The organism is Polaribacter sp. 2305UL8-11, assembly GCF_058147165.1.
The window spans coordinates 53755-71827 of record NZ_JBYVJW010000003.1; the positions used below are offsets into that span (position 1 = coordinate 53755).

An 18073-nucleotide genomic window follows, 5' to 3' on the forward strand; every position below is an offset into this window, starting at 1 on the left:
TGATTTATAAAAAATTTTTTAAACGTTTTTTTGATATCGCAATTGGAATGATTGGTGTTGTTATTTTTCTGCCTTTTTTTATAATTGTATTTATTGCATTAGCTATAAGTAACAAAGGTACACCATTTTTTTATCAAAAAAGACCTGGTTTGCATGGGAAAATCTTTGAAATTATCAAGTTTAAAACTATGAATGATAAAAAAGATGAAAATGGAAATTTACTACCAGATGCTAAAAGAATAACAAAAGTTGGCCAGTTCGTTAGAAAAACCTCTTTAGATGAGTTGCCTCAAATAATTAATTTATTAAAAGGAGATATGACCATTATTGGTCCAAGACCATTATTACCAAGTTATTTACCTCTTTATAATGATAGACAAAGAAAAAGGCATTTAGTAAAACCGGGAATTTCTGGTTATGCCCAAGTAAATGGTAGAAATAATATTAGTTGGGAGAAAAAATTTGAGTTAGATGTTTGGTACGTAGAAAATTACTCTTTTTTAGTAGATCTTAAAATATTTTTTAAAACTTTCTTAAAAGTTTTTAAATCTGATGGGATAAATACGGAAAATGAAGTAACCACTAAAAATTTTGAAGGAAATGGATAGTATTTGCTTTTATGGTGCTAGTGGTCATGGAAAGGTATTGTTAGACTTGGCAATAGATTGCAATAAAGGAGTAGTTGTGTTTGTTGATGATAACCCAGCAGCATCAAGTATTAAAAGTATTCCAGTTGTTTTATCTAAAGAAATAGAGAAGTATTCAAATTTTAAATTTATAATTAGTATTGGGAATAATTTAATTAGAAAACAAATTTCTGAAAAAATAGATTGTAATTTTATAAAATTAGTCCACAGTAGTGCAATTCTATCCGAATCTGTAAGTATTTTAGAAGGCACTGTTATAATGCCAAGTGTAGTTATAAATGCAGATACAAAAATAGGAAAACATGTTATAATAAATACTGCAGCTGTAGTAGAGCATGATTGTTTTATAGATGATTTTGTGCATATTTCTCCTAATGCAACTTTAACAGGAAATGTTTCTGTTGGCAAAGGAACACATATTGGGGCTGGTTCTGTAATAATTCCTAATATAAAAATTGGAGAAAATGTTACTATAGGAGCAGGATCCATAATAATAGAAAATATTCCAGATAATGCTGTAGTTGTTGGTAATCCTGGTAAAATAATAAGATACAATAGTTAATATGAAGTCAAAAATCTGGTTATCCTCACCACATATGGGAGGTAACGAATTAAAATATATTAATGAAGCTTTCGAAAATAATTGGATAGCACCTTTAGGACCAAATGTAACTGGTTTTGAAGAAGATTTAAAACAATTCTTAAACTCTAGAAAAGAAGTGGCAGCACTTTCATCAGGAACAGCTGCAATTCATTTGGCTTTAATACAATTGGGGGTATCTAAAGGAGATGAGGTTATTTGCCAAAGCATGACTTTTTCTGCTTCTGCAAATCCTATAGCGTATCAATTTGCTACACCAATTTTTGTTGATAGTGAAAAAGATACTTGGAATATGTGTCCTGTTCACTTAGAAGAAGCAGTTAAAGATAGAATTTCTAAAGGTAAAAAGCCAAAGGCTATTATTTTAGTTCACTTGTATGGTATGCCTGCAAAAGTTGATGAAATCCTTGCGATTTCTCAAAAATATAATATACCCATTGTAGAAGATGCTGCAGAAGCTTTAGGCTCTAAATACAAAGGTAATTATTGTGGCACTTTTGGTGAATTTGGAGCTCTATCTTTTAATGGTAATAAAATTATTACTACTTCTGGAGGAGGAGCATTAGTGTGTAATAATATAGAATCAAAAAACAATACTATTTTTTTAGCTACACAAGCAAGAGATAATGCACCTCATTACCAACACTCTCATATAGGTTTTAATTACAGAATGAGTAATGTAGTTGCAGGTATTGGTAGAGGTCAAATGGAAGTTTTACAAGATCATGTTTCTTTAAGGAGAGAAATGAATAAATTCTATGAAAACCTTTTTAAAGATGTTCAAGGAGTAACTGTATTTAAAGAACCAACAAATAAACTTTACTCTAATCATTGGTTAAGTTGTATCCTAATAGATCCTAAAAAATCAAATTTTTCTAGAGAAGATTTAAGGCTATCTTTATTAGAAGATAATATAGAGTCTAGACCTTTATGGAAACCAATGCACTTGCAACCAGTTTTTGAGAAACACCCATATTATGGTGAAACTATTGCTGAATCACTTTTTGAAAATGGTTTATGTTTACCATCGGGATCTAATTTATCTAAAGATGATAAGGAAAGAATTTCTTTATCAATCAAGAAATTGTTGTAAATTGCGCTCGTATATTTATATGTATGTTAAAAAGATTTGTTTTACAAAGCCTAAATAAATACACCTCTAAATGGTTGGTTTTATTTATAGATACACTATTAGTTCTATTATCTTTTGGGTTTGCATATTTAGTTCGATTTAATTTATCATTAAACTTTAACTTAGAAACACTTTACAGACAGTTACCATTAATAGTAATAATATCTATTTTTAGTTTTTTGGTAGTAGGGTCTTATAAAGGTGTAATTAGACATACAGGTACTAAAGATGCTTTTAATGTTTTTTTAGCGACTTCACTTTTGTCTTTTTTAATAATAATATTTGTTTTAACTAACAGAGTCTTTAAGATTGTTGAAAGTTTTACAATTCCAATTTCAATTGTTTTAATTCACTACTTAATAAGTAATTTTATTTTAATATTAAGTAGGTTTGTATTTAAAGCCTTTTACGAAATAATTTCAACAGAACTACAATCAGTTACAAACGCACTAATTTATGGAGCAGGAGATTCTGGATTGATTACTTATGGAGCATTAAATAGAGATACAAAAAACAACTATGATATCTGTGGTTTTTTAGATGATGATCCAAACAAAATAAATAAAAAAATAGATAGAATAAAAATATTTGACCCAGCTAAACTCACAAAAGAATTTATTCAAAAGAATGATATTACTGAAGTTATTATATCAATACAAAATATAAAGCCTAACCGTTTATTAGAAATTACAGATAAATTATTAGAATTTAATATAAAAGCTAAAATAGTCCCACCATTGTCACAATGGATTGGTGGAGATTTGCAAGCCAACCAAATAAAACAAGTTAATATTGATGATTTATTAGGAAGAGATAAAATCGATATTAATAACCCTATTGTAAAAAAAGAAGTTATTGGTAAAAAAATATTAGTTACTGGTGCAGCTGGCTCTATAGGAAGTGAAATATCTAGACAACTAGCATCATATCAATTAGATAAATTGATATTGGTAGATCAAGCAGAATCTCCTTTATATAATCTACAACAAGAATTGTATCAATCTGGGCATAAAAATTTTATTGCAATTGTTGGAGATGTAAGAGATAAAAAAAGAATGGACCAGATTTTTTCTGAATACTTACCAGATAAAGTTTTCCATGCTGCAGCCTATAAGCATGTTCCTTTAATGGAACTATCTCCTTATGAAGCCATTAAAATAAATATTTGTGGGACTAAAAATATATCAGATTTATCTATAGCGTACAATGTAGATAGATTTGTAATGATTTCTACAGACAAAGCTGTGAACCCTACAAATGTAATGGGTGCAACTAAAAGAGCTGCAGAAATGTACATAAGTTGTTTAAGTCAGCAAAAAAATATAAAAACCAAATTTACAACAACAAGATTTGGAAACGTTTTAGGTTCAAATGGTTCTGTGATTCCACTATTTAAAAATCAAATTAAGAAAGGAGGTCCATTAACAGTAACTCATAAAGATATTACACGTTATTTTATGACTATACCTGAAGCCTGCAGATTAGTTTTAGAGGCTGGAACAATGGGAGAAGGTGGAGAGATTTATATTTTTGATATGGGTAAGTCCGTTAAGATTTTCGACTTAGCCAAACGAATGATATCTTTATCGGGTTTAACTTATCCTACAGATATAGATATTAAAATTACTGGACTTAGGCCAGGAGAAAAGTTATATGAAGAATTGTTAGCCAATGGAGAAAATACATCGAAAACCTATCATGAAAAAATAATGATTGCTAAAACAAATTTTATCGACAGAGAAGTAATTAAAGAGGAAATAGAAAATTTATGTTTAAATAATGAAACATATTCGAATAATAATATTGTTTTAGCGTTAAAAAAAATAATACCTGAATATGTTTCTCAAAACTCTGTTTATCAAAAATTAGACTTAAAAGTTGATAAATAAAAAAATTAAATAGTATTTTCGCAGCAAATTTTAACTATGAAATTATTTTTTGAAAAATCCTTTTTTTTAATAGGTTTATTTATAATATTAACATCTTGTGTTTCTAATAAAGATATAGCTTATTTTCAAAATGATCATATAGATCAAGAAAATGTAAATAATGTTTATGAAACGGTTTTTAAACCAGATGACTTGCTGCAGATAACAATTTCTTCGGATGATTTAGAAGCTGTAAAGCCATTTAACCTACCAGCAGTTTCTTTTTCTACCTTAACTAATTCTGCTATAGGGCAACCACAACAATTATCTTATTTGATAGATAGTAAAGGAGAAATTGATTTTCCAATATTCGGTAAAATAAAAATTGGTGGACTTACAAGAGAAGAAACGATATCTTTACTTAAAAAAAAGTTAGATCCCGAATATGTGAAAAATCCTACAATTAATATTAGGATTGCAAATTTTAAAATAACCGTTCAAGGAGATGTTAAAAATCCAGGTACTTATACTATACCTAATGAAAGGATTAGCATTTTAGATGCAATAGGTTTAGCAGGTGATCTTAATATTTCAGGTAGAAGAGATAATATTATGGTGTTAAGGGAGGAAGGTAATAAGAAAAAGCAGTATAAATTAGATTTAAGATCTAATAAAATATTAACCTCTCCCGTTTTCTATTTACAACAAAATGATGTTGTATATGTAGAACACAATTATGCAAGAATACAATCTGCTTCTAGCAATAGCAATACGACTTTATTTATTTCTATTACGGGTTTAATTATTACAATTGTTTCTTTGTTAACAAGATAATTTATGAACGAAAATAATTTATTAAATTCTCAGTTAGAAGAAAATGATACTTTAAACATTAGAGAGCAAGTAGAAAAGTATCTTTATCATTGGAAATGGTTTGTATTTGCTATTATTTTCTCTACGTTAAGCGCTTTTTTATATTTAAGGTATTCAACAGCTAAATTTAGAGCGTTTGCTACAATAATGATAAAAGATAATCAGAAATCAGGTATCTCAAAAGAATTATCTGCAATAGCAGATTTAGGGATTGTAGGGACAGGCTCAGTCAATAATACTGATAATGAAATAGAAATCATTAAGTCAAGAAAAATTATTGGTAAAGCGATTGATTCACTAAATTTAAATATTTCTTATCTAGTAGAAGGTAGAGTTAAGCAAACAGAATTATATAAAAATAAACCTATAAGGTTTAGACCATTAAAATTTAAATCAATAGATAAAAACTCTAATTTTTCTCAACTAGATACATTGTATATAGTTGCAATAAAAGATTTAAAATCGTATGATTTTATAAATTCAGAAAAAAAAATCATAAAATCTCATAAATTTGGAGAAACTATCAGAACTAAACACGGTAATTTTGAAATAGAAGGTCTTCCCTTTTTAAAAGATTATCTAGGCACGGAAGTATATATTAAATTAAATAGAAAAGAAAGAGTTATAGATAGTTATAAATCTAGGGTAATAATTAATTCAATCGGTAATAATTCTAGTGTATTAAGATTATCTATTACTGACCCTTTAAAAAATAAGGCAGAGGATTTTTTAGATGAATTAATAAAACAATACAATTTAGATGCTGTTAATGATAAGAATGAAGTTTCTGAAAAAACAAGAGATTTTATTGCTGATAGGATTGAAAAAATAGGTCAAGACTTAAGTCAAATTCAAGATAGTGTCAAAAATTTTAAAGATATAAATGATATTTCTGGTCTCTCAATTGAAGGAGAGCTAGCTTTAGAAAACTTATCAGTAAATAATAATAAAGTTATTGAAATTAAATCTCAACTATTGCTATCTAGAAGTATTTATAATAATTTGAGTAAAGATAATAATGGAGACGAAACATTACCACCAAATTTGGGGTTTAAAGATTCAAATATATCAGAATCAATTATAAGATTTAATGAGTTAGTTACAAGAAAAAATGCATTAAGTATAAATGCAGGAGAAAAGAATCCCTTATTAGTACAATATAAAATTGATATTGCAACACAAAGAAATAATTTGAAAAGAAGTATAAGAAATACTATCAAATCTTTAGAAGCAGATTTAAACCAATTAAATAATGCTGCACTAATAGCTAAAAATAAAGTTTCTTCTATCCCATCTCTAGAAAGGGGATTTATAGATATTGCTAGGCAACAAAAGATAATATCAGGTTTGTATTCATACTTACTAAAGAAAAAAGAAGAAACTGAAATATCTTTAGCGGTGACAGTTTCTAATGCAAAAATAATTGATAAGGCTTATAGTTCTGGAGTTCCAGTATCACCAAAAAAGAATATTATATATTTAGCAGCTATTCTATTTGGACTTTTAGTACCATTTATAATAATCTATCTAAGAAACTTATTAGATACAAAAGTTCATAATAAAAAAGATATTGAAAGTCTTCTTTCAGTTCCTTACTTAGGAGATATTCCTAAATCTGAATCCAATGAAAAAGTTATTGTAGGAAGTGGTGCTCGCTCAAGTGGTTCTGAAGCCTTTCGTTTAATACGAACCAATTTAGATTTTATGTTAGCTAATAAATCTGCAAATGCTAAAAAATTTCTATTTATTACTTCTACTACTAGTGGAGAAGGAAAATCTTTTATATCTATAAATTTAGCTGCGACTTTAGCTCTTTCTGGTAAAAAGGTGCTGCTAATGGGTATGGATTTAAGAGCACCAAAAGTTACTGAATATCTTGGTTTGGAGAGTAAAAAAGGAATCACAAACTACATTACTAATAATGCTCTTAGTTTAGAAGATTTAAAATTTAGTATACCTCAAGCTAAAGGGTTAGACATTATATCATCTGGAGCAATACCACCAAACCCAGCAGAATTATTAAACAGTAAAAGTATTGATGATTTATTTTTAGAAATTAAGAATAAAGAAGATTATGATTATGTAATTGTAGATACTGCTCCAGTTAATTTAGTTACTGATACATTATTAATTTCTAAATATGCAGATATGTTTCTATATGTAGTAAGAGCTAACTATTTAGATAAAAGACTCCTTAGCGTTCCTCAAGAGTTATACACTAGTAAAAGGTTGCCAAATATGTCTATAGTATTAAATGATACAGATCCAAAAAGAAGTTATGGTTATGGATATGGAGGATATGGTAGTTATGGGTATGGATATCTTTCTGAGGAAGAATCAAAACCTTGGTATAAAAATATATTTTCTAAATAATTAAAAAAGGAGCAATTAGCTCCTTTTTTAATGAAATATTTGACAATTATTTAGCAATAATTTATTAATATTATTTAAGTTTTTTTTAGTACCAACCTTTGTAAGTAACTTTAAATGATTAAGGTGATGCGTGTCAGAACCAACAAAATCGTACATATTTTCTTTTAATAGTTTATTGCAAATCTTTTGAACACCTTTACCATATTGTTCTGTTAAAGACAATAAATTTAATTGAAAAAGACAACCAGCTTTCTTTAATTTATAATAATTATTAAAATCATTATGATAAAAGTTATAACGCTCTGGGTGTGCTAAAACTGGTTTGTAACCTTTTAACTGGATATCAAATAAAATGTCATATAAATTAAGAGGAGCATTAAAATAAGACATTTCTACGAGTATGTAATTGTCTTTCAAAGTAAGGATGTCATTATTTTCTAAACGAATTGAAAAATGTTCGTCCATCATATATTCTGCAGCAGCTCTAATGGAAATATCATTCAGATTTCTTCTAACAAGTTCCTCTTTTACTTCTTTTAGTTTTTTCTTTATGGTTTCTGAAGAATTAGGGTATACATCACCCAAAACATGAGGTGTTGTTATGAAATTTTTAATTCCATAAGAGCTCATTTTAGAAATTAACTCAATAGAATTGTTTAAATCTTTTGCTCCATCATCAATACCTGGAAGTAAATGAGAATGAATATCAACAAAATTTTCTGGAAAAAAATCTTTTAGAGGTATTTCTTTTTTCTTAAAAAAAATCATATTTAAATTTATTACAAATTTACAAAAATTAGCTTACTATTTAACAATTTTTGGTCTGTCTATTAAAAATAATCTATACGAAAACGATTGAAGTTTTTCTTGCTATTGCTCATTGTTTTTAGTTATTATATCTTTGAATAAAACTATTAATTATGATTTTAATTGCAGACGGAGGTTCCACAAAAGCAGATTGGATTGCTTTAGGTAAAGATAAAAATGAATTGTTTAGAACAAGGACTTTAGGATTAAATCCTGCAATTGTTCCTAAAGACGAATTAGAAAATAGAATCATTAATATGTTTGAGCTTATAAATGTAAAAAGTGAAGTTGAAGAAATTCATTTTTACGGAGCAGGTTGTGGTACACCAAAACCAGTTCAGATACTAAAAGAAGTTCTAGAATCTATATTTATCAATGCAAAAGTATATATTGCAGAAGACATGTTAGCTGCTGTGTATGCAGCTACAGGAAAAAACCCAGCTTTAGTTTGTATTCTTGGAACAGGATCTAATAGTTGTTATTATAATGGAACTGAAATGGAAATGTTATCTGCTTCTTTAGGTTATATTTTAATGGATGAAGCAAGTGGAAACTATTTTGGAAAACAATTAATAAAAGATTTTTATTATAAAGAAATGCCAAATGATATAGCTATTAAGTTTAATGAAGAATTTAATTTAGATGCAGATTATATTAAATTAAACTTATATAGAGAACCTAACCCTAATATGTACCTAGCTTCTTTTGCAAAATTTATGTTCGATTTTAAAGAGGAAAAGTATATTAAAGGACTGATTAAAAAAGGCTTTCAAGAGTTTTTTAAATATAGAGTTTTACCTTATAATAAAACTAAAGAAACTCCAATTTACTTTATTGGTTCTATAGCACATTATTTTAGAGATATTTTAGAAAGTATTGCGATTAGTAATAATTTGCAAATAACAGATGTAATTCAAAGACCAATAGACAATTTATTAGAATATCATAAGAATAATATCAATTAATAAAACTTAGTAATCTTTCTAATTGCATACCTCTTGAGCCTTTAATTAATATTGATTGTTGTTCAAGAGGTACTTTTTTAATATATTTTTCTAAATCTGTATAGGATTTAAATTTTTTAAATGAAGTATTTGTTTCGTAAAAAAGTGCCCCTACCAAAAGAATTGTATCAATTTTTAAGTTTTGAGCTAAATTCACAATCTCTTGATGTTCTAATTTACTACTTTCTCCCAATTCAAACATGTCTCCTAAAATAGCAGTTTTGTTCTTTTCTTTTAAAATAGAAAAATTTTCTAATGCAGCCTTCATACTTGTAGGATTTGCATTATAGGCATCTAAAATGATGGTATTAGTATTTTTATTTATAATTTGAGAACGATTATTTGTAGGGAAATAATTTTCGATTGCATTTTTAATTTTATGTAAGTTAATATTAAAATGCGTTCCTATAGAAATTGCTGCTGCAATGTTATTGAAATTGTATTTACCAATTAAATTACTTTGTATATCTGTATTTTTATAGGATAACTTCACAAAAGGGTTTACTTCTAAAAACTGTATACTTTTATCAAAAAACAGTCTGTTACAATCTTTTGTTTTTTCTACTTGTATGTTGTCATTTGGGTTTACAAAAACAGTTTTTTTATGCTCTTTTATATAGTTGTATAATTCACTTTTTCCTTTTATAACACCTTCTATACCTCCAAACCCTTCTAAATGTGCTTTGCCAAAATTTGTAATGTATCCAAAATCGGGTTCGCAAATAGAAGTTAAAAATTCAATTTCTTTTTGATGGTTTGCACCCATTTCTATAATTGCAATTTCTGCATTTGATGTTATAGAAAGTAGTGTAAGTGGTACTCCAATATGATTGTTTAAATTGCCTTTTGTTGCAGTAGTTTTATATTTTTCTGATAAGACACAATTAATTAATTCTTTAGTAGTTGTTTTTCCATTGCTCCCAGTCAACCCAATAACTGGTATTTTTAATTGTTTTCTATGATAGTTTGCTAATTTTTGTAGCGTTGTCAAAACGTTGTCAACAAGAATATATTGATTATTTTTTTTATATGAAGCTTCATCAATAATTGCATATTCAGCACCAAGTTCTATTGCTTTCTCTGCAAATTGATTTCCATTAAAATTATCGCCTTTTAAGGCAAAAAAAAGTGAGTTTTTCCTAATATTTCTAGTGTCTGTATCTACTAAAAAATACTTTTTATAAAGTGAGTAAAGGTCTTCTATGTTCATTTTTTAAATATAAAAAAACCTCATTGTATTTAATACAATGAGGTTATGTTTTTTTAAAAACTATTTTTTATCTACGAGTACTTCTAGCAGTTCTCTTTTTGTAAGTCATTGGGCCAACTTTATCAGAAACACATCTAAAACCAATATAATTAGTTGCCATATATTCTGGTAAATAACGTCTTTGAGCTGGGTCTAACCAATACTCTCTATCAGACCAAGCACCTCCTTTATAAACCCTAGACTGATCACTAATTAATGTAGTTCTCCTTTTAGAATCGTTTATAATAATTTCTCTACCTGTAATAGAATCAAACTGAACAGTTGGTCTTCTTGGAGAGTTGTACATACTAGGATTTGATGCAAACTGATCTTCATCATCATTATAAAACCTAGAAGAGTTTAAATCACCATCGTTAATATTTCTGTTGTCAGAAACTGTAAAGTTTCTTCTAAGAGTAACATCGTCTTTAGTAATTGGTATATATTTTATACTTCCAGGCAATTGTTTAGGAATAATTTTACCATTTGGTAAAGTATCATATTCTACAGCTGCGCCTGCAGAAACATCAGCAATAACAACGTTACCATCTTCATCAATCATTTTTTTAGTAAAAATGTTACCTCTAAAGTAATTGAAATCATTGGCTTCATTGTCTATTATAGGTCTATACACATCTGCTACCCATTCTGCAACATTTCCAGACATATCATACAAACCAAATGCATTTGGTGGGTAAGATTTTACTCTAATAGGTATATCAGAACCATCAGAACTCCACCCAGGTAAACCACTATATTGGCCTTTACCTTGTTTAAAGTTTGCTAATTGGTCTCCTCTAAAACGTTTTTTCTTTTCTCTAGTATACTTTCCATTCCAAGCATATTTTTTTCTACCTCTAATATTATTATACTCTCTATTTTCTATAGTTGCTTTTGCAGCAAACTCCCATTCTGCTTCTGTTGGTAATCTAAATTTAGGACCTATTACACCATCTGCTCTAGTAATTTTTCTTCCTTGAAATGCATTTTTATCTTTTCTTACAGCACCTCTTGTTCTAATTCCTCTTCTATAAATAGTAGTGTCTCCATCAAAAAGTTTAGAATCATCAGCTAAAAATACTTCAGTATCAAAATAATTTCTGATAGTATCCATTGCTAAAATATTTTTAATATATCCTTTATCTATTAGCCTTTTTAAATTAACAGCATCTGTTCTCCATTTGCAGTATTGGTTTGCTTGAATCCAGCTTACACCAACTACAGGATAATCTGCATAGGCAGGATGTCTTAAATAGTTCTCTGTTAGGATATCTGTATTTCCTAAACTTTTTCTCCAAACTAAAGTATCTGGTAAAACAGAACTATAAATATGTTTGTATTTTTCTTCAGATGGTGGAAAAACATCCTTTATATATTGTACATATAAAAAATATTCAGAGTTAGTTACCTCTGTCTCGTCCATGAAAAAAGAACGTACATGTAGTTTTTTTGGAGTTGTATTCCAGTCAAACATTACATCATCTTGAACTTGTCCCATTGTAAAAGATCCTCCTTCTATAGCTACCATACCTAATGGTGCTTCTTGACCTTCAAAAGAATTACCTCTTATGTAGTTACCGTTTTTAGGATTGTTAAACTCTAAACCAGTTAATTTAGATTTACCTGCAGTAGATCTGCTACAGCTAGATATAAGTAGTGCTGTTAATACAACAAAAGAAATTTTTAATATGTTTTTCATTTTCTAAAAGAAAAATATTAGGGTTTTTATTATAGCGATGCAATTTACAATAAATATACTTTCAAGCAAGTAAATTACTAATTTTAACGCATCATTTTTTTGATTATATGTATTCAAACGATTACAATTTAAATTTAGTATAATTTATCTACACAAGTACTAAAATATCTATAAATTATTTGCGTTATTTGAATACGATTATGAAAAGACATTTTTTTTTACTTTTTTTTAGTTTTTTATCACAGCAATTTATAGCGCAAGTAACAACATCTGTTCTTGCAGAAGGAGATTGGTATAAGTTTTCTATTGATACAACAGGAGTGTTTAAGATAGATAAAAATCTTTTACAACAAATAGGAGTTTCTACCAATAACTTAAACCCAAAAAAAATTCATATTTACGGAAATGGTGGGCAGTTATTACCTGAGTTAAATAGTGATTTTAGATATGAAGACTTGCAAGAGAATGCTATTTATATAGAAGGTGAAGATGATGGCGTTTTTAATAATAACGATTTTATACTTTTCTATGGGAAAGGGCCTCATGATTGGGCAGTTAATCCGTCTCAAAAAACAGCGAGACACAGACAAAATATTTACTCTGACGAATCTTATTATTTTATTAAGGTAGATAATAATGATGGTAAAAGAATAGAACCTGCTAGTTCTATTACAACAAATGCAACAACACAAATTACAAAGTTTGATGATTTTACTTTTATAGAAAAAGAAGAAAGAAACTTAATAGCAGCAGGAACTCAGTGGTTTTACAATACAGATTTAAATATAGAAAACAAACAAGATTTTGTAATTCCATTTCCGAATGCAGTTGTTGGAGAAGATATTTCTGTAAGAGTTAGAGGTGTTTCTAATTCTGTTGTATCTTCTGTATTAAATGTAAAAGTAAATGGACAAAGTATATTTGATTTAAATTTTTTCGGAGTAAATCCTGCATCATTAACTAAAGCAAATACATCAGAAAGGGTAGCTAACATTCAAAACAGTTCAAATTCAATAGCAATAAGTTTAGAATATGATAATGGAGGAAATCCTTCTGCAAATACATTTTTAGATTACATAGAAATTGTTGGTAAAAAAGAGCTAATTGCAGAGAATAAACAATTTTCTTTTAGAAGTTTTGAACAGTTTGATGCTACAGGCATTGTAGAATATCAAATAAGAAATGCAAATAATATTTTTCAAATTTGGGATGTATCTGATTATATAAATCCAAAAACGATTGTAAATCAAGATACAGGACCTAACTTTACTTTTAAAGCTGGTGGATCAAACTTAAAAGAATACATTGTTATAGGGCAAACAGATTTTTATATCCCTAAAAGCATTCAAAATGCGAAAGTGGTAAATCAAAATTTACACGGAATTCAAAACGTAAATTATTTAATTGTAACCATTCCAGAACTATCTAATCAGGCTCAAAGATTAGCAGACTATCATCAAACAAACTCTAACTTAACAACAAAAGTAGTTATGTTAGATGCTATTTATAACGAGTTTTCTTCAGGTTCTAAAGATATTACTGGGATTAGAGATTTTGTTAAACATGTATACAGCACCAATACATCACCAGATAAAAAGTTAAAATACATTTGTTTTTTTGGTGATGCTTCTTATGATTATAAAGATAGAATTACTGGTAATAACAATATAGTTCCTGTAAAATTATCTACAAATAGTTTCAATTTAGCATCTTCTTATGTGACAGATGATTATTTTGTGATGTTAGATGCCAATGAAGGTACAATGCTAAGTAATCATACCATAGATGTTGCTTCTAGTAGAATTCCTGTTTCTACAGTTTCTCAAGCAAAAGATGTTGTAGATAAAATTTTATCCTATTACAGTAAAAATAGCATTGGAGATTGGAGAAATACAATAACAATGCTAGCAGATGATATAGATGAGGCAGGAGAAGAAATTCTGCAACAAGGAATAGAAACAATTTCTGATGAAATCAAAAATCAAAAACCTATTTTTAATGTAAATAAAATTTATATAGATGCATTTGTACAACAAAATTCTTCAGGAGGAGAACGTTATCCAGATGTAAATCAAGCCATTAATAATGCTATCGAAAAAGGTACTTTAGTTTTTGATTATTTTGGTCATGGAGGAGAAGATGGTTTTGCTTCAGAAAAAATCTTAGACAAACCACAAATACAATCTTTTAATAATGCAAACACATTACCTTTATTAATAACAGTTACTTGCGATTTTTCAAGATTTGATAATCCCAATAGAATTACAGCAGGTGAGTTAACTTTATGGAATAAACAAGGTGGTGCTGCAAGTATGATTACCACAACTAGAGAAGTTTTTATTAACGTTGGGCAATTATTTAACCAACAATTAATTCGTGTTTTATTAGAATTTAATAACGAAGATTTAACCATTGCAGAATCTTTAGTCAAAGCAAAAAACAACTCTTCAAGCACACAAAAGTTTTTTATTTTTCATTTTGGAGATCCTGCAATGAAATTAGCCATTCCAGAACCAAGTGTAAAAATTACAAAAATGAATGGTAAAGATTTTATTCCTACTCAAATAGATACATTAAAAGCACTCTCTAAAGTTAATTTTGAAGGAGTTATTGTAGATAATGCAAACAATGTATTAAACAATTATAATGGTTCTTTATCAACCACAATTTTTGACAAACCTATAGATAAAGAAACTTTAGACAATGATAATTTTGGAATTAAAATGACTTTTGATACTCAAGATAGTAAACTATTTAGAGGAAAATCTTCTGTAGAAAATGGTGTTTTTAAATTCGATTTTATTGTGCCAAAAGATATAAAAGTGGCTTATGGTAAAGGTAAATTAAGTTTTTATGCAGAAAATGGCGAATCTGATAAAGCTGGAGCTAATTTTGATATTGTTGTTGGAGGTATTAACAAAAATGCTCCCATAGACAATGTAGGCCCAGAAGTACAATTGTATATGAATGATGAATCTTTTATAGATGGTGGTAATACTAATGCTTCACCTAATTTAATAGTGGTTTTATCAGATGCTAGTGGTATAAATACCTCTATAACTGCTGTAGATCATGATATTGTTGGTATTTTAGATGGAGATACTACAAACCCAATCATTTTAAACGATTTCTATCAAACAGAATTAAACGACTTTACAAAAGGAAAAGTTATTTATAAACTTAGAGATTTAGAAGTTGGTCCACACACATTAAAAATAAAAGCTTGGGATACGTACAATAACTCATCAGAAACTACGTTAAATTTCGTGGTTGTTAGTGATGCTATTTTAAATTTAGAAAACGTTTTAAATTATCCAAATCCTTTTGTAAATTACACAGAATTTTGGTTCAATCACAACAAACCAAATGAGCCTTTAGAGGTTCAAATTCAGGTGTTTACTGTTTCTGGTAAACTGGTTAAAACAATTAATAAAAATGTACAAACTACAGGTAATTTAGCAAGAAGTATTACTTGGAATGGCTTAGACGATTTTGGCAACAAGATAGGAAAAGGAGTCTATGTTTATAAGTTAAAAGTAAAATCAACAATTAGTAATTTAATATCAGAGAAATACGAAAAATTAGTAATACTACAATAAAAAGTAGATATTTGTAAAATAAATTAGAATAAAAAAGTCAAATGAAGAAAGTAATATTATGTTTTTTACTTTGTGGTTTTGTAGCGATTAAAACATCAGCACAAACAAATACACAAAATACAGGAGGAATTACAACAGCAACACCATTTTTATTAATTGTTCCAGATGCTAGATCAGGAGGTATGGGAGATATAGGAGTTGCTACAAGTGCAGATGCGTTTTCTATTTTTCACAATCCTGCAAAAATGGCATTCAGTAATAGACAGGTAAAAACAGGAATTACATATTCTCCTTGGTTAAGAAACCTTACAGACGATATTTTTATAGGAAGTGGTTCTTATATGAATCGATTCAATGAAAATGCTGCTTGGGGTGCAGAATTCAGGTATTTTTCTCTAGGTCAAATAGATTTAACAGATAGTAGTGGGAACCCAAATGGTACAATAAATCCTAACGAATTTGTTTTTACGGGATCCTATGCATTAAAATTAAGCGAAACTTTTTCTATGGGAATAGGTCTAAAATACATTCGCTCTAATTTAGCATTTAATGGTACAGCAGGAAATACCTTACAACCAATAAACTCTTTTGCAGTAGATGTTTCTGGATATTACCAGTCTTTAGAAGAAAATTATGGTAATTTTAATGGACGTTACAGATTAGGTTTTAACATTACAAACTTAGGGCCTAAAGTATCTTATACTCCTGGAGAAGAAGATTTTGTGCCAACTAATTTAAAATTTGGTGGAGGTTTCGATTTTATTTTAGATGATTATAATACCATTTCTACTACTGTAGAATTTACAAAATTGCTAGTACCAACTCCACAACCAGATGGTTCTCATGAGAATAAAGGTTGGATAGAAGGTATTTTTAGTTCATTTGGAGATGCTCCAGGTGGTTTTAGTGAAGAAATGAAAGAATTTACGTATGCATTAGGTGGTGAATATTTATATAACAATGCCTTTGCTTTAAGAGCAGGTTATTTTCACGAGAGTCAAGATAAAGGAAATAGACAATACTTTACTTTAGGAGGAGGTTTTAAAACAAATGCGTTAAATATAGATTTATCATATTTAATAAATTCTTCAGATGTAAACAATCCTTTAGAAAACTCTTTACGTTTTTCATTATCTTTTGATTTAGGTGAAGTTTTTGAAGATTTTTAAAAAGTCAGATTTTTTTAGTAAGTTTATAACATTATATAAAAGCAGTCAATTAAGGCTGCTTTTTTTGACTTAAATATTTATATGAGAAAAATCGAAATCTCAGCCAATGCAACACTTTATAAAGATATTTCAGAGCTTTCTTCTGATGATAAAATGTTGATGCATAAAGCAATAGAAGCTAGAGGAAATGCCTATGCACCTTATTCTAAATTTAATGTGGGAGCAGCTTTATTACTAGAAAACAAAGAAATAGTCTTAGGAAATAACCAAGAAAATGCAGCATATCCATCAGGTATGTGTGCAGAAAGAGTTGCAATTTGGAAAGCAGGCTCCTCTTTTCCTGGTGTAAAAATTAAAAAATTAGCAATTACTGCAAGTTCAACAATTTCTAAAGTAGATAAACCTGTAGGACCTTGTGGAGCTTGTAGGCAAACATTATTAGAATTCGAAATCAACCAAAAAGAACCTTTTTCTGTTATTTTTATGGGTGAAGTTGGAGAAGTTATTAAAACAGAATCCTTACTTTCTTTACTCCCTTTTTCATTTGATAGCTCTTATTTATAAATGAAAACAGATATTTCTTCACGCCAAGACATAAAACTCATTATTTCTAAGTTTTATGATTTATTGTTAGATGATAAAATAATGTTACCATTTTTTCAAGATATTGTTGCAAAAAATCATTTAGAAGAACATTTAGAAAGTATTACTAGTTTTTGGAATGATATTTTATTTGATACCAAAACATACTACAGCAATGTAATGCAAAAACATTTAGATAAAAATCAATTTATTAGTTTTAAAAAAGAACATTTTACCATTTGGATGTCGTATTTATTTCAATCTATTGATGCTAATTTTAGTGGGCAAATTGCTGATAATATGAAAGTCAGAGCTACTTCAATAGCAACAGTAATGCAGCTTAAGATGAATGTTTATAAAAAATAAATATTTAATTCTTTAATAAAATCACTATTTATTTACGGTTTGACTTTCCCATTACTATGCATGCATAGTAAATTTAATTTTTAATCTTTACGTACATTTAGGGT

14 protein-coding genes are annotated in these 18073 nt (G+C 28.2%); 11 read left to right on the forward strand and 3 right to left on the reverse strand.

Annotation, left to right across the window (positions count from 1 at the left end; genetic code table 11):
* The first annotated feature begins 2 nt into the window (after window positions 1-2).
* From ACY2RW_RS03305 to ACY2RW_RS03330, 6 genes are read left to right on the forward strand one after another with little or no spacing between them, the layout of a single operon-like run.
* Complete coding sequence (locus tag ACY2RW_RS03305) at window positions 3-608, forward strand: sugar transferase (RefSeq protein ID WP_490121504.1); 606 nt, start codon at window positions 3-5, stop codon at window positions 606-608.
* Window positions 601-1209, forward strand: a complete 609-nt coding sequence (locus ACY2RW_RS03310; protein ID WP_490121279.1) for an acetyltransferase — start codon at window positions 601-603, stop codon at window positions 1207-1209. Before ACY2RW_RS03305 ends, ACY2RW_RS03310 begins: the two co-directional genes overlap by 8 nt.
* A 1-nt stretch (window position 1210) precedes the next feature.
* A complete protein-coding gene (locus ACY2RW_RS03315) occupies window positions 1211-2341 on the forward strand; it encodes a DegT/DnrJ/EryC1/StrS family aminotransferase (RefSeq protein WP_490121280.1) in 1131 nt (376 codons plus the stop codon).
* 23 nt (window positions 2342-2364) lie between these two features.
* Window positions 2365-4269, forward strand: a complete 1905-nt coding sequence (locus ACY2RW_RS03320; RefSeq protein WP_490121281.1) for a polysaccharide biosynthesis protein — start codon at window positions 2365-2367, stop codon at window positions 4267-4269.
* 36 nt (window positions 4270-4305) lie between these two features.
* Entirely contained in the window at window positions 4306-5082 is a 777-nt protein-coding gene (locus ACY2RW_RS03325; RefSeq protein ID WP_490121282.1) for a polysaccharide biosynthesis/export family protein, read from the forward strand.
* Window positions 5083-5085: 3 nt separating this feature from the next.
* A complete protein-coding gene (locus ACY2RW_RS03330; protein ID WP_490121283.1) occupies window positions 5086-7494 on the forward strand; it encodes a GumC family protein in 2409 nt (802 codons plus the stop codon).
* 27 nt (window positions 7495-7521) lie between these two features.
* Here the strand turns inward: ACY2RW_RS03330 and ACY2RW_RS03335 are convergent, their stop codons facing one another.
* Entirely contained in the window at window positions 7522-8262 is a 741-nt protein-coding gene (locus tag ACY2RW_RS03335) for a tyrosine-protein phosphatase (RefSeq protein WP_490121284.1), read from the reverse strand.
* 152 nt (window positions 8263-8414) lie between these two features.
* Between ACY2RW_RS03335 and ACY2RW_RS03340 the strand changes: the two genes are divergently transcribed.
* The gene (locus ACY2RW_RS03340; RefSeq protein WP_490121285.1) at window positions 8415-9266 is read left to right on the forward strand and encodes an N-acetylglucosamine kinase; all 852 of its coding nucleotides are present in this window, start codon (window positions 8415-8417) and stop codon (window positions 9264-9266) included.
* Here the strand turns inward: ACY2RW_RS03340 and ACY2RW_RS03345 are convergent.
* Window positions 9259-10515, reverse strand: a complete 1257-nt coding sequence (locus ACY2RW_RS03345; RefSeq protein ID WP_490121286.1) for a UDP-N-acetylmuramoyl-tripeptide--D-alanyl-D-alanine ligase — start codon at window positions 10513-10515, stop codon at window positions 9259-9261. The genes ACY2RW_RS03340 and ACY2RW_RS03345 overlap by 8 nt on opposite strands.
* Window positions 10516-10582: 67 nt before the next feature.
* A complete protein-coding gene (gldJ, locus tag ACY2RW_RS03350; RefSeq protein ID WP_490121287.1) occupies window positions 10583-12253 on the reverse strand; it encodes a gliding motility lipoprotein GldJ in 1671 nt (556 codons plus the stop codon).
* 200 nt (window positions 12254-12453) lie between these two features.
* On the opposite strand from gldJ, the gene porU reads away from it, so the two are divergent.
* The 4 genes from porU (at window position 12454) to ACY2RW_RS03370 (ending at window position 17969) form a co-directional block, all read left to right on the forward strand.
* Window positions 12454-15852 carry a type IX secretion system sortase PorU gene (porU, locus tag ACY2RW_RS03355; protein WP_490121288.1) on the forward strand — a complete coding sequence of 1133 codons (3399 nt, stop codon included), beginning with the start codon at window positions 12454-12456 and terminating at the stop codon, window positions 15850-15852.
* 41 nt (window positions 15853-15893) lie between these two features.
* Entirely contained in the window at window positions 15894-17021 is a 1128-nt protein-coding gene (porV, locus tag ACY2RW_RS03360) for a type IX secretion system outer membrane channel protein PorV (RefSeq protein WP_490121289.1), read from the forward strand.
* Between the two features lie 81 nt (window positions 17022-17102).
* Entirely contained in the window at window positions 17103-17585 is a 483-nt protein-coding gene (gene cdd / locus ACY2RW_RS03365; protein ID WP_490121290.1) for a cytidine deaminase, read from the forward strand.
* Window positions 17586-17969 carry a group III truncated hemoglobin gene (locus ACY2RW_RS03370; protein WP_490121291.1) on the forward strand — a complete coding sequence of 128 codons (384 nt, stop codon included), beginning with the start codon at window positions 17586-17588 and terminating at the stop codon, window positions 17967-17969.
* Window positions 17970-18073 lie beyond the last annotated feature (104 nt).